Genomic DNA, 18,421 nt, shown 5'->3' with positions numbered 1-18,421 from the left:
AATCCGGTATCGGATCGAATTAACTTATCTTTCAAGAACAACCAAAGCTGTTCAAGTAGAATGTAGCACCTTGTAAGCACAGGTTGCTAAGACTTCGTTGGGTCTAATCCCTCCGTCTTTCTTTATAAGCGGACACAAAAATGCAACAAAGAAAAATCATTTCCAAGGAAATAGAGTTTAAAGCATATAAAATTGCAAAAATCAGGCAAATAGAAGGGGTGTTCCGAACAATGTTCTGTGCGCTCGGAAATATGAGTTAAAAGGAACGAGGGGAGTTATTAATTGCGGTACGTATTCATAACAAAAAAGGCTGGAAGGATTCAATCCAGCCAGCCTTTTAAAAAGAATTTATGCTTGTTTATTTCCTTCCGCCGAATATTCTCAATAAGAAGATAAAGATGTTAAGGAAGTCAAGGTATAGGGATAAAGCTCCCATGATTGCTAATTTTTTAGTGTCATCAACTGCCATTGTACCGCCGTTTTCTTCGATCCCAGCACCAATGCGTTTTAGTTTCTGAACATCATAAGCTGTTAATGCAGTGAAGATCGCTACACCAAAGAAGCTCATAATATAATCAAAACCTGAACTTTTCAGGAACATATTAACGACACTTGCGATAACCAGACCTATTACACCAACCATCAGGATGGAGCCGAATTTACTTAAATCAGTGTTGGTGGTATAACCTAATATAGCCATTAAACCAAATATCCCTGCTGCGGCAGCAAAACAAGCCACTACTGAAGTTGTGGTATATGCTAAAAGGATGAAACTTAAACTTACACCAGTCAATAAAGAATACAGGATAAAAACACCTAATAAAGCTCCGTAAGATAGTCTGCTTAAACCAGCGCTCATTAAAAGTACAAGTCCGAGTGGCGCAAACATTACTGCGTAACCTATAATAGACATTTTACCTGTTGCCTGATTGATCAGGTAACCGAACATTTCAGGAGTATTAGCCATATAAACTGCAGCAAGTGTAGAGATACCCAGTGCTACGAACATCCATAAAAACACGTTGGCAAAGAATTTCTTTGCAACAGTTCCTGATTGGTTTTCCACAAAAACTGATTGTTGTGACCAATTATTATTATTGTTATCCATGTTATTTTAAAATTTAATTAAATATACGAATCTATTTGTATCAGCAAAAGCTATGCCCCTAGTCTTTTTGTCAGAATTTCTTCAACTTTATGGAATATTTGAAGAGGTTTAAGGGTTCTCCATGCCAAATCGTCAAGTTCACCGCCGAAATTGATATAATAATCAATATTGCTGCTTCTGAATTCTTCGATGACATGCGGGTTGAAATTTACTCCGGTAATCCATCCATCTTCTACATCCTGGAACCACTCTTCATAATAACTGTCTTCTGAAGAATGAAAATTAAGGACATTTTCTCCGATCAGGATAAATTTATTAACCCCCTCGTCAATCATCAGTTCTAATATCTCCCGTTTTAAGAGCATAATATCATTTCCTATCGCATCATTCCATTCCCCGATAAACTCAATAATTGCATAATTATGTTCATAATCAACAAACAGAACTTTAATGTACAGTGTATTTGAACCAAAATCATCCCATTGCGGATGGATCAGGAAATTATATAACTGTTTATCGAAATAAAACTCAGAGTATTCCGTATTGTAAAAAGGTGACCTTGGGTCTTCTGCGGCGATATAATCGTCACGCCAGCGGTAAAAAGGTTCTATTTCGTGCATTTTCTTTCTTATTTAGTACCGGCTTCAACAGCCTTTCTTACACTTCCATAACGAAGCAGCAGATCTTCTGCTTTTTTATAATCCACATGAAGTTCGTTCATGACCATTTGGGTTCCTCTGTCAACGAGCTTATGATTAGTTAACTGCATATCGACCATTCTATTGCCCTTAACCCGGCCTAATCTGATCATTACAGTGGTACTCAGCATATTTAATACTAATTTTTGAGCGGTACCGGATTTCATACGGGTCGATCCGGTTAAAAATTCGGGACCTACAACTACTTCCACAGGGAAATCACTGGCTTCGACCACAGGGCCGCCTTCGTTACAAATGATACAGCCGGTAAGAACTCCGTTTTCTTTGGCTTTTTTCAGTCCTCCAACTACGTAGGGCGTTGTTCCGGAAGCTGCAAGGCCAACCAGGCTGTCTTTGGCATTTATATTAAATTCCTGTAAATCTACCCATGCCTGAACATCATCATCTTCGGCATTTTCCACTGCCCTTCTGATAGCTTTATCCCCACCGGCAATAATTCCGACAACTTCATCAAAAGGAACTCCAAATGTAGGAGGACATTCTGAGGCATCAACGACACCTAATCTGCCACTTGTCCCTGCACCAATATAGAATAGTCTTCCGCCGTTTTTCATGCGTTCTGCAACAGCGCTCGCCAGTTTCTCAATCTGGGGGATTGCTTTCTCTACTGCCAGCGGAACTGTTTTATCCTCATTGTTTATACTTTTAAGGATATCAAGGACTTCCATCTGATCAATATGATGATATTTTGATTCTTGTTCAGTGATGCGTATCATATTGTTTATTTTTTGATAAAAATCGTCAATTTCTTTTTAACAGGGAAATATGAATACGATTCGGGATGATTTATAGCCTGATTTTTATAAACATTTGAGGATTATAATTAAATATGAAACAATTACAATTCTAATGGGGTTAATGACTTAATTAACAGCGTAATTTCATAACTTTGTACAAAACTACCTCAGTGAAACCTACTACCCGTAAAAACCTGCTTATCGCGATCACTTATTCAGTAACATTAATAGGTGGTATGTTTTTGGGTTACAAGTTTTTAAAGGATCAGGGTTTCACTTTTGAACGGAATGTACAGTTTGCTGATAAGAACTCTAATAAAGTTGACGAGATTATCAATCTGATCAATAAAAATTACGTGGATGAAATCAATGCAGATACCCTGAGCCATCTGGAAATTGATAGTCTGCTTCATCAGCTCGATCCGCACAGTGTCTATCTGCCTCCTGTGAAAGCAAATGCTCAATCTGATCTTCTGGAAGGCAATTTCGAAGGCATTGGTATCGAGTATTATATCCTGAAAGATACATTGCTGGTAACTAATGTGATCAAGGATGGACCGGCTGCACAGGCAGGATTAAGGCTTGGCGATAAAATTCTGAAAATTGATAGTCTTTTTGTGAGTGGCAAACATCTTACAAAAGATAAAATGATAGGAAAGATCAAAGGAAAAAAAGGAACACCAGTACAATTGGTTGTCCTGCATTCCGGTTCCCCTCACCCTGTTTTATTAACTATAAAAAGAGGAAGGGTTAATGTCAGCAGTATTGATGCCGCCTATATGATCAATGCTGACGCCGGATATATCCGGATTAGTGAGTTCGGGGCAAATACAGATAAAGATTTTGTGGAATCAGTAAAAACACTGAAAGCTGCCGGAATGAAAAAACTGGTACTTGATCTCAGAGATAATGGGGGAGGGTATCTGACTGCGGCTACTGGTTTGGCCAATCAGATTCTCCCGGAGAATAAACTGATTGTATATACGGAAGGGAAACATGAACCCCGTACTGATTATATCGCTACAGGGGGCGGAGAGTTTGAAAATGGTAAACTTGCTGTACTGATTAATGAAAATACGGCTTCTGCAAGTGAAATACTTGCAGGTGCTGTTCAGGATCTGGATAGAGGAATCATTATTGGACGCCGTTCATTTGGAAAAGGGCTGGTACAGGAACAGTTCCCTTTTGGAGACGGTTCTGCGTTAAACCTGACTATTGCCAGATATTATACGCCATTGGGACGCAGTATTCAAAAGTCTTATAAAAAAGGATATACAGCTTATCAGAATGAGATAGATGATCGTTTCAACGATGGTGAGCTTACAGAGAAGCCTGTTGCAGCAAAAGATAGTTTAAGAAGAAACCTTGCTTTTACTACAGGCTCCGGTAAAAAGGTTTTTGCCGGAGGCGGTATCGAGCCAGATATCTATGTGAAAATGGATACCACCGGCATGAATAAATTTTATGGCTTGCTTTTAACTAAAAAGGTACTTTTTGATTATGTCTTCGATATTTTAGCTAATCGCTATAATGCAGCTTATCTGGAACAGAACCTTGCTTCTTTTACGATTAGCGATGCAGATTATAAAGATTTTGTGAAGTATATACAATCTAAAAATATTGTAATTGACCCTAAACAGCTGGCTGCTGCAAAACCTGTTATATATAGCGACTTAAAAGCATTGCTTTGTAAGTATCATTTAGGCGAAGCAGGTTATTATAAGGCTTTGAACTTAAACGACAGCATGGTTAAGCAGGCTATTTCGAGCATGCAATAAATTAAAATTCTTTATTCATAAAAATGCCCCCATAAATATTTGATTTTCCGGAGGCATCTTAATAGGTTTATGAAACGGCCTTTCTGCTGAGCAGGTCGGCTATATGTTTTGCACTCAGTTCATTAGAATTCAGGTTGTTGAGTTCTTCTGCTAACCTAATCACATTATTCTTGTAAAGATCATTTGCTATAATCTCCTCTACGGCAGCGCGGAGTTGTTCCGGAGCAGGATTTTCAGTGTTGAGGTTGATCCCATAATTGAAATAGCCTATGCGCGCACAAATTTCATTTTTAGCTTCATGTACACCAGCCGCAATGAGCGGTGTTTTATATTTAATGCCAAGCAGTGAGCCACCATATCCTCCATTAGTGATAAAAGCGTGGGTGTAAGGAAGAATTTCATCAAATGGAAGATAATCTTCAATGATGAAGTTATGGTCAGGATATTTTTCTCTCAAAGCAGCAGTTTCACTTCCTCCTGTGGTGGCAATGACCATTACATCGGTATCCCTGAATGCTTCCAGTGTCGGTACAATTATTTTTTGAACATCTTTTTCAACAGTACCCTGAGTAACCAGGACTACTTTTTTATATTGATTTAAGCGTTCGTCAAACCATAGCTTATGTCCGCCTTTTTGAGTGTATGGAAATAATGCACCGATAAAATGGATGTTTTTGCCAAGATCACTTCTTTCATATTCAAAACCAGGTGTACCAATCTGTAAATACAGATCTGATGTTTTGATCAATAAATTAATCAGCATAGATGGGGGCAGGGAAATATTATAACTCTTGAGCAGGGCATCATAACTATCAATTGATTCCTTGAAGAGTACATTTGCGGCCAGGTCGCGTAATCCATCATATTTTTTTCGCTCTTCTTCATTTTGCGGTGGCAATAAAGCCATTCCATAAGGTGCCAGATCCACTGAAATTTCTCCTAAAGGCATTATGCCAATTGCGACAACTGGTACATGCATCAGATGTTTGACCAGGGGTGCGACAGGAAATACAGAATCTGAAATCAGTAAATCAAATGGGAATGATTCACGTATTTGCTGAAGATCTTCATAAAACTCTGATGAACGGTTAACCAGTCCATGGATGATGTCGAGGTTTGCTTTCTTAATAGGATCGTCGATGAGCTTTCTTTCTGGAAATAGATTGTCTATACCGGCTGCGTTAGTATCTATAGCTTTAACGTATGGGAATTGTGGAATAGCCAGTTGCTGCAGCTTTTTAGTGAATGTATCTGATGCGTACCAGCGTACGTCGGCTCCAGCTTCCTGAAAGTATTTTGCCAGACCGGTAAGCGGATTAAAATGTCCGTCTGCGGGAACAGTTGCAAATAAGATTTTTTTGCCGGTGAGTTGTTCTTTAATAAGTTGATCCATTGGTGCGTTTTTTAGTTTAACGTAGTTTAAACGCACATATTGGGGGTATATTTTTGGCTTCCTAAAAAAGATGGTTTTTATTGAAATGGTTAATTATATCTTTCAATCAGGTATGGAAATTTCTATTATTCAGCTAAATATAAACGAAAAGCCACCTGCTGTTTTTTTTGTTTGATTTACTCTCAGCAAAGGAGTTTTTCTACCTGTAAAAATGCCCCCGTGATTACTTGAATTCCGGGGGCATTGCTTCGTACTGAATTGTTAATGATATGCTTAAATTTCAGGGCTTATTTCTGTCTGAAATAGATCTGAATCGGCACTCCGCTAAAATCGAAGTTTTCGCGTAATTTGTTCTCAATGAAACGTTTATACGGTTCTTTGATGTACTGTGGAAGGTTACAGAAGAAAGCAAACATGGGTGAAGTCGCATTGATTTGCGTCACATATTTTACTTTGATGTATTTTCCTTTTAATGCTGGTGGCGGATATTTCTCAATAATAGGCAGCATCACATCATTTAGTTTAGAAGTAGGGATTTTCTTACCTCTGTTCTGGAATGTTTCTAATGCTACTTCGATTGCTTTGAAAATACGCTGTTTACTCAATACCGATGTAAATACAATCGGTACATCTGTAAATGGTTGTAATTTAGTACGGATCTGTTCCTCGAAAGCTTTCATTGTTTTATGATCTTTCTCTACTAAATCCCATTTGTTAACCAGGATTACAATACCTTTTTTGTTTTTCTCAGCTAAGTGGAAAATGTTGACATCCTGAGACTCCAGTCCATCAACAGCATCTATCATCAATAATACTACGTCGGCTTCTTCAAGAGCCTTAATAGTACGCATAACAGAATAGAACTCAATATTCTCTTTTACTTTTGTTTTTTTACGAAGCCCTGCGGTGTCGATGAACATAAATTCATGTCCGAACTGATTATAGTGAATATGGATGGAATCACGTGTTGTACCTGCAATTGGGGTAACAATATTTCTATCCTGGCCCATTAAGGCGTTAATCAGGGAAGATTTACCCACATTTGGTCTGCCGACTATTGTCAGTTTTGGTAAAGCATTTTCTTCGACTACGTCATCCTCAAAGTGTGAGATCACGTCATCCAGTAAATCACCTGTACCTGAACCTGTCATGGAAGAGATTGAATAAATATCTCCAAGGCCAAATCCGTAGAATACAGCTGCATCATTTTCTAATGAAGTATTGTCTACTTTATTTACAACAATGAAAACCGGTTTTTTACTTCGGCGTAATAGCTGTGCTATTTCATCGTCTAAATCTGTAATTCCAGTGATTACGTCAACCATAAACAGGATAACGGAAGCTTCTTCGATCGCGATAACTACCTGTTCGCGGATTGCCGCTTCAAATAGATCTTCAGAATTTGCTACATAACCTCCTGTGTCAATTACAGTAAATTGTTTGTGTGTCCATTCAGCAACGCCATAATGACGATCGCGTGTTACACCACTGAAATCATCAACAATTGCTTTACGACTTTCAGTTAAGCGGTTAAAAAGGGTAGATTTGCCTACGTTTGGTCTTCCGACGATTGCGATAATGTTACTCATGTGTTTTGTGAATTGTATTAATTATTAAGGGGTTGCAAAGGTAGGTTTAATTTTCGTACCCGAAACTTTTTAAATAGTTCTTTTTACTGCGCCAGTCTGGAAGTACCTTTACGAAGGTTTCAAGGAAGACTTTCTGATCTAAGAATTTCTCAATATCCTTACGGGCTTCAGTACCAACCTTTTTCAGCATTGATCCTCCTTTGCCAATCAGGATGTTTTTCTGGGAGTCACGTTCAACTATAATTTCTGCACTGATCCTGGTGATTTTTTCTTCTTCTTTAAAAGAAGTGATCACTACCTCTGTACTATATGGGATTTCTTTCTGGTAATTGTTAAAGATTTTCTCTCTGATAATTTCAGAAACAAAGAAACGCTGTGTCTTATCAGTAAGGTCTTCTTTATCATAATAGGGTGGGTGTTCCGGAAGGTATTCTAATACTCTTTCCATAATCCCGTCTAAATTGTATCTGTGCAATGCAGAAATTGCATAGATATATTTAGGTTTTAACAGATCCTGCCAGTAGGCTTGTTTTTCATCAACCTGCTCCTGGGTTGCACCATCAATTTTATTGATCAGTACAATCATAGGAATGGTCGTGTTGATTATTTTCTCCAGCACATCATTTTCATCATGCTGCTCATTGATATCTGTTACAAATAGAATTAAATCTGCATCACTCAATGCGCCTTTAACAAAATTCATCATTGAATCCTGTAGTCCGTAACGTGGTTTTATGATCCCCGGAGTGTCAGAAAAAACTATTTGTGAATTTTCATCATTGACAATTCCAAGAATACGGTGACGAGTAGTTTGAGCTTTCGGTGTAATGATCGATAGTTTCTCCCCCACCAGTGCATTCATTAACGTGGATTTACCAACATTTGGCTTTCCTATTATGCTTACAAAACCTGCTTTATGCGACATTGAATTTTTTTTTAAAATAAATTTGCATTGCAAAGAAACGAAATATATCTTTGCAGACCAATTTAAAAACAAAGGAACATTAAAATTTCTGGCTTTTAAATTGATAAATAGTGCGGGGTGGAGCAGTTGGTAGCTCGTCGGGCTCATAACCCGAAGGTCATCAGTTCGAGTCTGGTCCCCGCTACCTGGAGAAGCAGAGCCTGCAAAGGTTGTCAGCTTTGAAATGGCCCGTTCGTCTACCGGTTAGGACGCCAGATTTTCATTCTGGAAATAGGGGTTCGATTCCCCTACGGGCTACAAAAGAAACGCTGACCTGCACGTCAGCGTTTTTGATTAAAAACATAGTGCGGGGTGGAGCAGTTGGTAGCTCGTCGGGCTCATAACCCGAAGGTCATCAGTTCGAGTCTGGTCCCCGCTACCTGGAAAGCGTTTAACCTGATAAGTTAAGCGCTTTAATTTATGGCCCGTTCGTCTAGGGGTGAGGACGCCAGATTTTCATTCTGGAAACAGGGGTTCGATTCCCCTACGGGCTACTTAGAATTCCATCTTATTTTCTCAGCTAAAAATCTTATTCACCTGCTGAATTATTCTGTCTGTTTTTTTTGACCGGATCTCCTTTTCAAAATCATTCTCAGCATTTAATTATCTTATAAAAAACCGGTATCCACATTGAGCTTTTGCTGACAGTAGCGCTTGATTTTGGGATCAAGTCATAAATTGGTATCAAGTCATCAACTTGTGGAGCAGGCTGTTTTTAAGCATAAATTTTGACACGCTAAACAGAAAGTCTTTGATTTCAGGGATGCTCTTATAGCTCTGGAAGTTGCGCTGAAAGCTTTCAATTTGCATGGGAATGACTCAAAGCCGAAACAAGGCCGTGCTGTTAGTAAATAGATTCAAAATAGCTAAATAATCAATCTATACCGGCCGGGTACTGCCCGGGTACTCGTTAGGGTAAGAGCAATGCTAAAGTAAGGTAAGAGCATGGCAAGTCCAAGTAAAAACAACTAGTTGAAATGACTTAGAGTTACTATGCTTAAAACCTGTTCTCAACGTAGTGTCACCCCGATCTCTATTCAGGCACAACTAAATCATAACCGGATGAAGATTAATGAAATTATAATTTTCCCTTTGACTAACCCATGGACAAAGCGGACAATTGCAGACAGCTGCGGACAATTACGGACATTTTTTACTCATCAGGATAATCTTTAACGCGAATAGCTTACATTGGTAGAAAGGTATTTATTATGGGAAGTTTAACGGGTAAATTTTCAAAGGGAATCCTGGGCGATTTCATTTTTAAGGCAGCAGTCTGGAGTACAGGTTGTTTCAAAAGTTCTGTACCGGGCACAATGAAACAATCAATGGAAACCGAAAAAAACAGGATCTTTCCTCCCCCTAAGAATTCCGCTGAAGCGTTGACCGATCTCTGATCAAAGTAATCAGGACGTTTAATAATGATAAATTGAACTATAAAATCAGGAAGTAATTAGCTTATTAAAGAATCGTAACCATCTGCTTTGAACTCAAAAAATATCAAACACAAAACTTGAAATTTAATCCCTAATCCACAAGTTTATGACTTAATCCTAAATCGGGATATTGAATTGGATGTTTGATGTTAATTCTATGTAAACATGTATGGTGATCCTGTTTTTTAAAGAAAAATTAACATTAGATGTGTCTGTTAATTAGGGTGATATGATTTTTTATTAAAATTAATGCAAGGAATAGTTACTATTACTTGTGGTTTTTAAAAAATAATCCTATGTTTGCATCACTTTAGAAAACAGCAGTATTAGCCTTTGAAGGCCTGTTTATTAAAGCATATAGTGCGGGGTGGAGCAGTTGGTAGCTCGTCGGGCTCATAACCCGAAGGTCATCAGTTCGAGTCTGGTCCCCGCTACCTGGAGAAGCAGAGCCTGCAAAGGTTGTCAGCTTTGAAATGGCCCGTTCGTCTACCGGTTAGGACGCCAGATTTTCATTCTGGAAATAGGGGTTCGATTCCCCTACGGGCTACAAGAAAAAGGTCTTCCTGTTCATTCAGGAAGACCTTTTTTTATTCATAAAAGATTTTGTTTTTACTGTAATAGTCAAATAACTATTTGGCGCAGTTCTCTACAAACTCCCACGGGCCCCATTGGTTAGCCTCTGGTACTTCATTAGGGTTTACATACCATTTGTTCTTAAATATTTTACTATTATAATAAACTTTTGTACCCGGTGTCGGATAAGGGTTTGCTGCATTATAAGCGGCTATTCCACAGCCTCCTGTTCCTGGATTGGTGGGATTGGTTGGGTTGGTTGGATCAGTAGGTATAACTGGTACTTCATTTTTATAATCAAATGCATTTGCCAGTGCTGCTGAAGTACTTTGGCCATTTAAAACCTTTTTGGCGACGTTCAAATAAGTTACACCAGTGTAATTTGTTCCTTTTGCAGATAACAGTGCAAGGTTCCAGATCATAATACCATCATTTTTGCCTGCTCTGCTTTGTGAACCGCCATCATGGATGTATTTTGCTAAATCCGCTTCAAATTGTGGTGTATGTTCAAAATAAGGTCCCCATGGTTCATTGGGTACGTGTGTACCATGTGCCAGCTGGAAGCCATATATATTCGCATAATAAGCATAAGAATCATACATAAGCTTACGATTAGGGGCTGCCCCGATATTATAAGCCTGGTAGGCAATAATATCTAATTTATCCCCTGCAGATTTAATCACAGGTATCATTGCACCTGTAGAGCTGAATCCAAATAAACTGATACTCTTTGTGCCGTCAGTAGCGCTATACAGATAGGTGTCAGGTTCACCGGTTACTGTATTGCGTTTGCTGTAAGCAAATGGAGACGCAGCATCATCGTTATTCAGTCCGCCTATTGCTCCTGAGCCAACAGGGGCTGTAGCAATAATGTATCCTGCTGACTTTGGCATTAGTTTCCTTGATTCGGTAATGAACCTTGTTAAATAGGCTACATTGGCAGCATTGCCTGATTCGCTAAAACTACCGTTAGGTTCAAAATCCCAGTCAATTCCTCCGAATCCGATATCGTCCACGAAATCTTTAATCTGCTGATAATTGATGTCGTTGAAGTTTTCCGGAGCTCTCCAGTAAGTTTCACCACCTAATGATAAAATTACGGTGATGCCGCGCTGTTTCAGGATTCCAACTGCACGTTTTAACATTTGGCCTCCTTCTGTTGCCTGATAACACTCCAGTCCGGTATTTGCTGTGGAAATGTTGTAAGAGCCTTTTACGTACTTTAAGTTAGGTTTGGCAAAAGCGAAAAATACATGGGTCACAGCTGTTGGTAAAGTGGTAAATGCACTTTTTCCGTCTTCATTCAGCCATCCTTCTGTCCAGCTTGGATAGTAGCCTATGGTAATTGGCTTGCTTAAACTTGGATTGGTGTTGCGTTCGAAATTGACCTGTGTTTTCGAATTGCTTAATGATTGGTCCCCGGATTGTGGGTTGCCGACGTCTGATTTCTTACAGGAAGAAAAAATGGTTAAAAATAACAGACCTGCTGCGGTACTGTTCTTGACGAAATTGCACAATTTCTTTTTTGATGACAAGATGTTGTCATCAACTGATAAATGTTGTTTCATAGGGTTAGGTTTTTAAGTTAATATCAAAAATAGTATTGGATATGACATTCGCAACTTTAATTGTAACATTATCGTGATAAATTATGAATTTATTATTTATTCGTTAATTATTGTTGTTGTAAGATAATAATTACTCGTCTTTTAGATTGTTTTGAGAAGTGTTTATATTAGTGATGTGTCTAATTGTCACATTGTTATGAAAAATGAGTGTTTTTATTTGTTTTAATAGATGAAAGTGTTTAATGTATATGATAAATATTTAGATCTTTTGTTGTAAACCTTGCGCTGTATTTTCGTCTTTATAGGCTGTGGAGGCCTTGAAGTCAATAATTTGAAATTAAAATATGTTTAACGAATTGATAATGAGTAGATTTAATATTCATTAACCAATAGTCAGATTATGCTGGGTAACAACAATTCAAGGAAAGTGGCGATAGTTGGATACAATCGCATTCCATTTGCACGTCACAATACTTTTTACGTTCAGGCAAGTAATAAAGATATGTTTAGCCAGGCCCTGAATGGGTTGATTGAACGTTATAATTTACAAGGTAAGTTGATTGGAGAGGTCGCCGCAGGGGCAGTAATCAAACACAGCACACAACTGAATCTGACCAGAGAATGTGTGATGGATTCTGCGCTGGACCAGAAAACTCCTGCCTGTGATCTTCAGCAGGCCTGTAATACAGGTATTGAAACGGCTATTTATATTGCAAATAAAATTGCATTGGGGCAGATTGATGCGGGGATAGCTGGTGGTGTTGATTCTGCGAGTGATGCGCCATTGGTATTAGGAGAAAAACTGCGCAAAATTTTACTGGCTGCACGCCGTGCGAAAACATTTGGTCAAAAATTAACGGAATTTTCTAAGCTCAGAATTAAAGATCTGACCCCGGTTGCACCGATGAACATGGAACCTGGTACTGGCTTGTCTATGGGGGAACATACAGAGATAACGGCTAAATATTATCATATCCGCAGGGAGGAGCAGGATAGTTTTGCTTTAAAAAGTCATCAAAAGCTGGCTGCAGCTTATGACCGTGGATTCTTTAATGATATGTTAAGCCCATATTTAGGGCTGGATCAGGATAACAATATGCGCAGAGATACCAGTCTGGAAAAATTATCCGGATTAAAACCTGCATTTGATAAAGAAAACGGTTCACTTACTGCGGGTAATTCTTCGCCGTTAACAGACGGTGCATCCTGTATTTTACTGGCCAGTGAAGAATGGGCAGCTGCACATGGATTGCCGGTTCTTGCTTATATAACCTTTGCCGAAGTAACTGGAATTGAATACCTGAAACAAAAACAAAATCTATTGCTTGCACCGGTTTATGCGGCTGCAGATATGCTTAAAAAGGCAGACTTGAAGCTGCAGGATTTTGATTTTTATGAAATTCATGAAGCTTTTGCTGCTCAGGTACTGGCTATTCTCAAAATATGGGAGAGCCCTGAGCTAATTAAAGAATTTGGATTTAGTGCAGCCTTTGGTCAGATTGATCCTGATAAATTAAACGTGAATGGGAGCAGCCTTGCCACCGGGCATCCATTTGCTGCTACCGGGGGACGTATTTTGGCTACACTGGCCAAATTATTATACGAAAAAGGCAGTGGTAAAGGGTTTATCTCTGTATGTGCAGCAGGCGGGATGGGGGCTACAGTAATTTTAGAAAGATAAATTCCTGTTCACTCCATAACCAGCCAGGTATAGCTATTTGCTGGTATGGTTACTTCATAACTTACCGTATAGTCCCTGTCTATGTGATAAGAAACGGTTTTACCTTCTTTTTCTCTGATATTTACCTGATTGGTAAGCCCGGTATAATAAACAGGAAGTACAATCTTCCTGGTGATTTTCTCAGCAGAAGGGTTGTACAGCATCGCTAATCCCTTTTCTTTACTGGATGGATTGACATGTAAAATTCCATCCCAATCTATTCCATCCGCTCTGCGCAGATGTACAATATCTGAATTCAGAATCGTACGATACTTCTTATACCAGTTAATTACCCTGATCACCAGTTTCTTTGTTACTTCAGTATCATATAGTCTGGGGCCACGGTAACAGGCTTGTATTCCTGAACCATAATATTGCATCATCAATTGCTGATAGGAATCCAGGTGTTCTGAAAGCGGCTCTAGCGTAGCTGCTGCACCACCACCCTGATATTGGGTCAGTGGAACAAAACCCCAGCTCATGGCAGGTGTTTTTTCCCAGGTTCCGTCATAAATATTCTGACGGTTTAAGATCACCTGCTGTGCCCTTGGCAAACTGAAATTTGCTTCCCGATAGCCTAATGCTATTTTATTTGTTCCATCCAGAAAATACCAGTCAGGCGCATTGACATAAACCCCATTTTCATTACACCAGTGATACAACTCTTTCTGAAGCTCCATTTGTGCCCACTGAGAGTCATCTAATCCTTTATGGCCCGGGTGTTTAACAGATGCGCAGACATCGCCCGGATAGGGGCCGTCATTTTCAAATATATCCAGTCCTGTTTTTTTTATAAATTCTTTGATTTTAGCCAGATAGGCTAAGCCCCAGTTCGAACCTAAACAGGGCGCATGGGCAAATTGTGCATGAACATCTGCTTTTCCGGTTTTAGGATCGATAACATCTTCGTCATCATTGATACGGCGGCTGGAAAATAAAGAATATCCACCCATCAATATGCCTTTACTATGTGCATAATCAACAAGGCCTTTAATTCTGGCGATGTTTTCAGCAGAAAGGTCTTCCATTTCCAAACCACTGGCAAAACTTAAAATAATAGCCTCATAACCAGTTTCTGCACATTGATCAACTGCTTTTCTGACAACTGCCGGATCTATAGAGATCAGGTGCATGAAAATTGGATTTTCTGTTGACCAGGGGGCCAGCTTACGATACATCATTCGCTGTGCCAATCCATTTCTATCTCTATCATAACTATCCAGTAAAAGCTCGTTTGTTCTGATAGAATTAAAGGTTTTTTCGGGCGCCAGTTCAACCCCCGGACCGATAGGAGGGTATACCTCCAGCAGACAAGGCGCCTTGTAGCTATAGTTTACCTGAGAAGTATAGGCAGAATCTATATTCCAGTGTGTGGTCTGATCAGACAGGCGGGCATTCATAGAATTATTAAAAGCATAATTGCTTTCTATATAAATTCCATGAGGAGTTTTCATCTCAGCAGGGTTACCATCTACCGTAGATTCCTCTTCATGCGCTGCTATGACCTCGTTAATCACCTTGTTGATTTTGAGTGTTTTTTTACTCTTGTTTTCAATGCTCAGCCACTTACAAATCAAAGGTGCGCCGTCATATAATTCGTAATTTATATTTACTATAACCCCTTTAAGGGCTACCAGATCAGATTCGAAAGAAAATGTCAGCATTTTTCCTGTGGGTTGTTTCCTGTTGGAGGCCCATTCATTTGCCGCAGGTTTCCAGTTGACAACAGGGGTAACCGGGTTTATTTTATAAGATTTATAAAGAAAATCAGCATTGCTGGCGGTGAGTTCATCAAGCCAGTTATTTAAAAGATAAGCTTTCTGCTTTTGACCATGCAAACCGCCAACCTGGTAGGTTTTACCATCGATTGTTAATCTGGCTTCCGGGCTCACTGCCCGTATTAACTGCTGATCGTTGCTTAAATTAATGAAATCGGTACAGGCCAGATTTGGTTGTAAGCGGAAAGATCTTTTGATAAGCCCGTTAGAAAGAATAATATCTTTATTATTTATACTTCGGTATACCTGTGCATTTTTGCCAGAACTGTTAATCAGCCAGTCTTGTTTTTTGCCTGGTTCTTCTATTTTTTTCCATATCGGAAGGGTCGAAATCTGATCTTGTGCAAAAAGACTGCCGGCCTGAAACAGCAGTAAAAAAGCGACTATTTTTCTCATATTTTAATATCTGGTCTGACGAATATAGAGAGATAAAATAATAGAAAAAAACAGTCTTTCTGCTTTGTAAATCATAAAATGATTTAGCTGTATTTAATTGATTAATTGTTTTTTATGAATTGTTTTCAGCTTCAGACTGTGCCAATACCTGCAGGCCCACAGCTAAAAATGCCAGATCCTTTACGATGAAAAAATCTGTAACCGGTACACCATCCATCATTTTCCAGATTCCGGGAGTGCTGATTAAGAAACTGAGTGTAGTAGCGAATATGACAATCGTTAGTAAACCAGCAATTTTTCCGGCTTTTTTACTCCAGAAAGAAGCAGTCAGAAATAGTGCTGTAACGATTTCAAAAATTCCAATAATTGTGGAAGTTGTTTGAATAGAGAAAAGCTGATAAAGCCAGCTCATTAACCAGCTATGTTCTACCAGGGGTTGAATAGCTTTTGCTTCTGAAGGTGTGAATTTTACTATGCCTATCCACAATAGTACAATGATAGCGGCGATTACGCCTGTTACGTATCCTGATTTATTTGTTTTCATAACCTTTTGTCGAAAGCAACGGGCAAACCTTACAAGGAATTTGAAAAAATATGAATGTCTCCCGAAAAGGAGCTCATCACCTGATGACCGGAACTTTACTGTTTGGTGTAAACGAATGCTGGTACAGGACAGACCGTATTGTCATTTACGTTGGAAGGGTGTTGGAAGGGTACTGCACCCTTCCAACACCCTTCCAACTACGGCCACTAATAGACGTCAGTCTTCATTCAGACAGTGACCACTATCTTTCCAGCAGTTCTGCCTGATTCTATTGCTGAATGCGCTTCTGGTAATTGCTCAAACGGATAGGTTTTGGATACGTGTGATTTGATAATACCCTTTTCCAGTAATGCAGCGATCTGTTTCATATCTTCTCCATTAGATTCAACGAGGATAAAATATCCATTGATCCCTTTGGCTGATGCTTTGGAAGTAACTTCTTCATTTAAACCAGAAGGTATACTAATGATTGTTCCGCCTGTTTTAATGACTTCCAGTGAACGATCTATATTATCCCCGCCAATTGTGTCCAAAGTAAAATCAATAGCGCTGGTAGCTTCTTCGAAGCGTTGACTCGTATAATCAATATGCTCATCTGCGCCAAGTTCCATGACAAAATCTTTATTTTTTGCAGACGATGTACCAACTACATAGGCCCCTATATGTTTTGCGATTTGTACTGCGTAATGTCCTACGCCACCAGCTGCCGCATGAATCAGTATTTTATCTGTTGCTTTGATTTTTGCATGGCTCACTAATGCCTGCCAGGCTGTAAGTGCTGCAAGCGTTGCTGCAGCAGCTTCTTCATGTGATATATTGGCTGGCTTTAAAGCAAGATGGGCTGCCGGGGCAGCAACGTATTCTGCATAAGCTCTTCCATGACCAGGGAAATTAACCATTCCAAAAACTTCATCACCAGTTTTAAATAATGGAGAATTTGATTCAGTAACAATCCCGGAAATATCCCATCCCAGGATAACAGGAGGGTTTTCTTTCAGTCTGCCGTATAATCCTTTTCCACTTCTTGTTTTTGCATCCACAGGATTAATACTAATGGCTTTAACCTGTATTAAAACTTCATTCTCTGTAATAACGGGAACAGGTAATGTATTGATCACCAGTTTTTCTATGCCACCGGCTTCAGTTAGAATTATTGCTTTCATTTTTCAGTGTTTAAATTTGTAACGCAAAATTGTACTTAATTATCAGTGTTTTTACGGTATATATTTTCCTTATTTCGGTATATTTACTGCATGAAGAAAGAAAATCTCTATGAACCATTTTCAGTTAGTTTTGAAACCCTGGATAAAGGGGGAGTCTGGGCACATAAAAATAGTTTTTTTGAGTTGATATATGTACTTTCCGGTACCGGCCAGCAGTGTATCAATCAGCATAAATTTGATTATCATCCGGATCATATGTTCTTGATTACGCCCGATGATTGTCATTCTTTGGATATCAAAACGTCTTCACAGTTTTTCTTTCTTCGTTTTAATGATATTTATATCCGGTCAAAAGGGATCAGCAGTGCTGATTTGCAGCGGCTGGAATTTATTCTGCATAATGCAAATCATCAGCCAGGCTGTATACTGAAAAATCAACCGGATAAAAGTCTGGTGCGACCCGTAATCGAGGCTGTTATCCGTGAATATTTAAATCGTGATTTGTATAATAAGGAGCTGGTACAGCAATTAGTGAATACCCTGATTGTGGTCGTTGCCAGAAATATTGCAAGATATCTTCCCAAAAAAGTGAGTGAATGTACCGAAGAAAAGGCTATAGGCATTCTGGAGTATATTCAAAATAATATTTATCATCCTGAAAAGATCAGGACCGAAATGGTCAGTAAGCATTTTGGCATTTCAGAAACTTACCTGGGGCGGTATTTCAAAAAGCATATGAATGAGACTTTGCAGCAGTATACTACCAATTACAGGACCAGGTTTATCGTGAACAGGTTACAGCATAGCGATATGCGGATCAATGAGATTGCTGATGAACTTGGTTTTACAGACGAGAGCCATCTGAATAAGTTTTTCAAAAAGCAAAAAGGACTTAGCCCGGGGCAGTACAGGAAGTCTTTTAAAGAGCCGTTATGCTGATTTCAGCATAACGGCA

Annotated in this window: 13 protein-coding genes, 6 tRNA genes and 1 riboswitch; of the genes, 9 read left to right on the top strand and 10 right to left on the bottom strand. The window is 39.1% G+C overall.

The window, feature by feature from the left end; translation table 11 throughout:
- Positions 1-21 precede the first annotated feature (21 nt).
- Positions 22-131: riboswitch (SAM riboswitch) on the bottom strand.
- A gap of 227 nt (positions 132-358) precedes the next feature.
- Genes HDE68_RS11845 through murQ form a run of 3 tightly spaced genes read right to left on the bottom strand, consistent with a single transcriptional unit; the run spans position 359 to position 2,543 of the window.
- Positions 359-1,108 carry a Bax inhibitor-1/YccA family protein gene (locus HDE68_RS11845; RefSeq protein ID WP_183882137.1) on the bottom strand — a complete coding sequence of 250 codons (750 nt, stop codon included), beginning with the start codon at positions 1,106-1,108 and terminating at the stop codon, positions 359-361.
- A 50-nt stretch (positions 1,109-1,158) separates the two neighbouring features.
- Positions 1,159-1,728, bottom strand: coding sequence for a hypothetical protein (locus HDE68_RS11840; protein ID WP_183882135.1), 570 nt, complete (start codon positions 1,726-1,728; stop codon positions 1,159-1,161).
- Between the two features lie 8 nt (positions 1,729-1,736).
- Positions 1,737-2,543, bottom strand: a complete 807-nt coding sequence (murQ, locus tag HDE68_RS11835; RefSeq protein WP_183882133.1) for an N-acetylmuramic acid 6-phosphate etherase — start codon at positions 2,541-2,543, stop codon at positions 1,737-1,739.
- 191 nt (positions 2,544-2,734) lie between these two features.
- Here murQ and HDE68_RS11830 point away from each other — a divergent pair, with 191 nt between their 5' ends.
- A complete protein-coding gene (locus HDE68_RS11830) occupies positions 2,735-4,342 on the top strand; it encodes a S41 family peptidase (protein ID WP_183882131.1) in 1,608 nt (535 codons plus the stop codon).
- 67 nt (positions 4,343-4,409) lie between these two features.
- Here the strand turns inward: HDE68_RS11830 and HDE68_RS11825 are convergent, their stop codons facing one another.
- From HDE68_RS11825 to era, 3 genes are all read right to left on the bottom strand, one after another.
- On the bottom strand, positions 4,410-5,735 hold the full coding sequence (locus HDE68_RS11825; RefSeq protein WP_183882129.1) for a glycosyltransferase: 1,326 nt from the start codon (positions 5,733-5,735) through the stop codon (positions 4,410-4,412).
- 287 nt (positions 5,736-6,022) lie between these two features.
- Entirely contained in the window at positions 6,023-7,324 is a 1,302-nt protein-coding gene (gene der / locus HDE68_RS11820; RefSeq protein ID WP_041879769.1) for a ribosome biogenesis GTPase Der, read from the bottom strand.
- Positions 7,325-7,370: 46 nt separating this feature from the next.
- Positions 7,371-8,249 (bottom strand): GTPase Era, encoded by an 879-nt coding sequence (gene era / locus HDE68_RS11815; RefSeq protein ID WP_183882127.1) that lies wholly within the window; start codon positions 8,247-8,249, stop codon positions 7,371-7,373.
- A 111-nt stretch (positions 8,250-8,360) separates the two neighbouring features.
- Between era and HDE68_RS11810 the strand changes: the two genes are divergently transcribed.
- The 6 genes from HDE68_RS11810 to HDE68_RS11785 all read left to right on the top strand — a co-directional run bounded on the left by HDE68_RS11810 (position 8,361) and on the right by HDE68_RS11785 (position 10,271).
- Positions 8,361-8,433 (top strand) — tRNA-Met (locus HDE68_RS11810).
- Between the two features lie 41 nt (positions 8,434-8,474).
- Positions 8,475-8,546: transfer RNA gene (locus tag HDE68_RS11805), tRNA-Glu, on the top strand.
- A gap of 48 nt (positions 8,547-8,594) precedes the next feature.
- Positions 8,595-8,667, top strand: a tRNA-Met gene (locus HDE68_RS11800).
- A 43-nt stretch (positions 8,668-8,710) separates the two neighbouring features.
- Positions 8,711-8,782, top strand: a tRNA-Glu gene (locus HDE68_RS11795).
- A gap of 1,303 nt (positions 8,783-10,085) precedes the next feature.
- Positions 10,086-10,158 (top strand) — tRNA-Met (locus tag HDE68_RS11790).
- 41 nt (positions 10,159-10,199) lie between these two features.
- Positions 10,200-10,271 (top strand) — tRNA-Glu (locus HDE68_RS11785).
- 82 nt (positions 10,272-10,353) lie between these two features.
- Here the strand turns inward: HDE68_RS11785 and HDE68_RS11780 are convergent.
- Positions 10,354-11,865 (bottom strand): glycosyl hydrolase family 18 protein, encoded by a 1,512-nt coding sequence (locus HDE68_RS11780; RefSeq protein ID WP_183882125.1) that lies wholly within the window; start codon positions 11,863-11,865, stop codon positions 10,354-10,356.
- Positions 11,866-12,265: 400 nt separating this feature from the next.
- Between HDE68_RS11780 and HDE68_RS11775 the strand changes: the two genes are divergently transcribed.
- Complete coding sequence (locus HDE68_RS11775; RefSeq protein ID WP_183882123.1) at positions 12,266-13,546, top strand: acetyl-CoA C-acetyltransferase; 1,281 nt, start codon at positions 12,266-12,268, stop codon at positions 13,544-13,546.
- An 8-nt stretch (positions 13,547-13,554) separates the two neighbouring features.
- Here HDE68_RS11775 and HDE68_RS11770 read toward each other — a convergent pair whose 3' ends face one another.
- The 3 genes from HDE68_RS11770 to HDE68_RS11760 form a co-directional block, all read right to left on the bottom strand.
- Positions 13,555-15,759 (bottom strand): alpha-galactosidase, encoded by a 2,205-nt coding sequence (locus HDE68_RS11770; protein WP_183882121.1) that lies wholly within the window; start codon positions 15,757-15,759, stop codon positions 13,555-13,557.
- A gap of 112 nt (positions 15,760-15,871) precedes the next feature.
- Complete coding sequence (locus tag HDE68_RS11765; RefSeq protein WP_183882119.1) at positions 15,872-16,303, bottom strand: DUF417 family protein; 432 nt, start codon at positions 16,301-16,303, stop codon at positions 15,872-15,874.
- Between the two features lie 227 nt (positions 16,304-16,530).
- On the bottom strand, positions 16,531-17,466 hold the full coding sequence (locus HDE68_RS11760; protein ID WP_183882117.1) for an NADP-dependent oxidoreductase: 936 nt from the start codon (positions 17,464-17,466) through the stop codon (positions 16,531-16,533).
- Between the two features lie 90 nt (positions 17,467-17,556).
- Here HDE68_RS11760 and HDE68_RS11755 point away from each other — a divergent pair, with 90 nt between their 5' ends.
- On the top strand, positions 17,557-18,405 hold the full coding sequence (locus HDE68_RS11755) for a helix-turn-helix domain-containing protein (protein WP_183882115.1): 849 nt from the start codon (positions 17,557-17,559) through the stop codon (positions 18,403-18,405).
- Positions 18,406-18,421 lie beyond the last annotated feature (16 nt).

The sequence above is a fragment of the Pedobacter cryoconitis genome (genome assembly GCF_014200605.1).
Taxonomy (GTDB): domain Bacteria; phylum Bacteroidota; class Bacteroidia; order Sphingobacteriales; family Sphingobacteriaceae; genus Pedobacter; species Pedobacter cryoconitis_B.
Note: the sequence above shows the minus strand (reverse complement) of the source record. Positions and strands in the feature narration are given on the sequence as shown.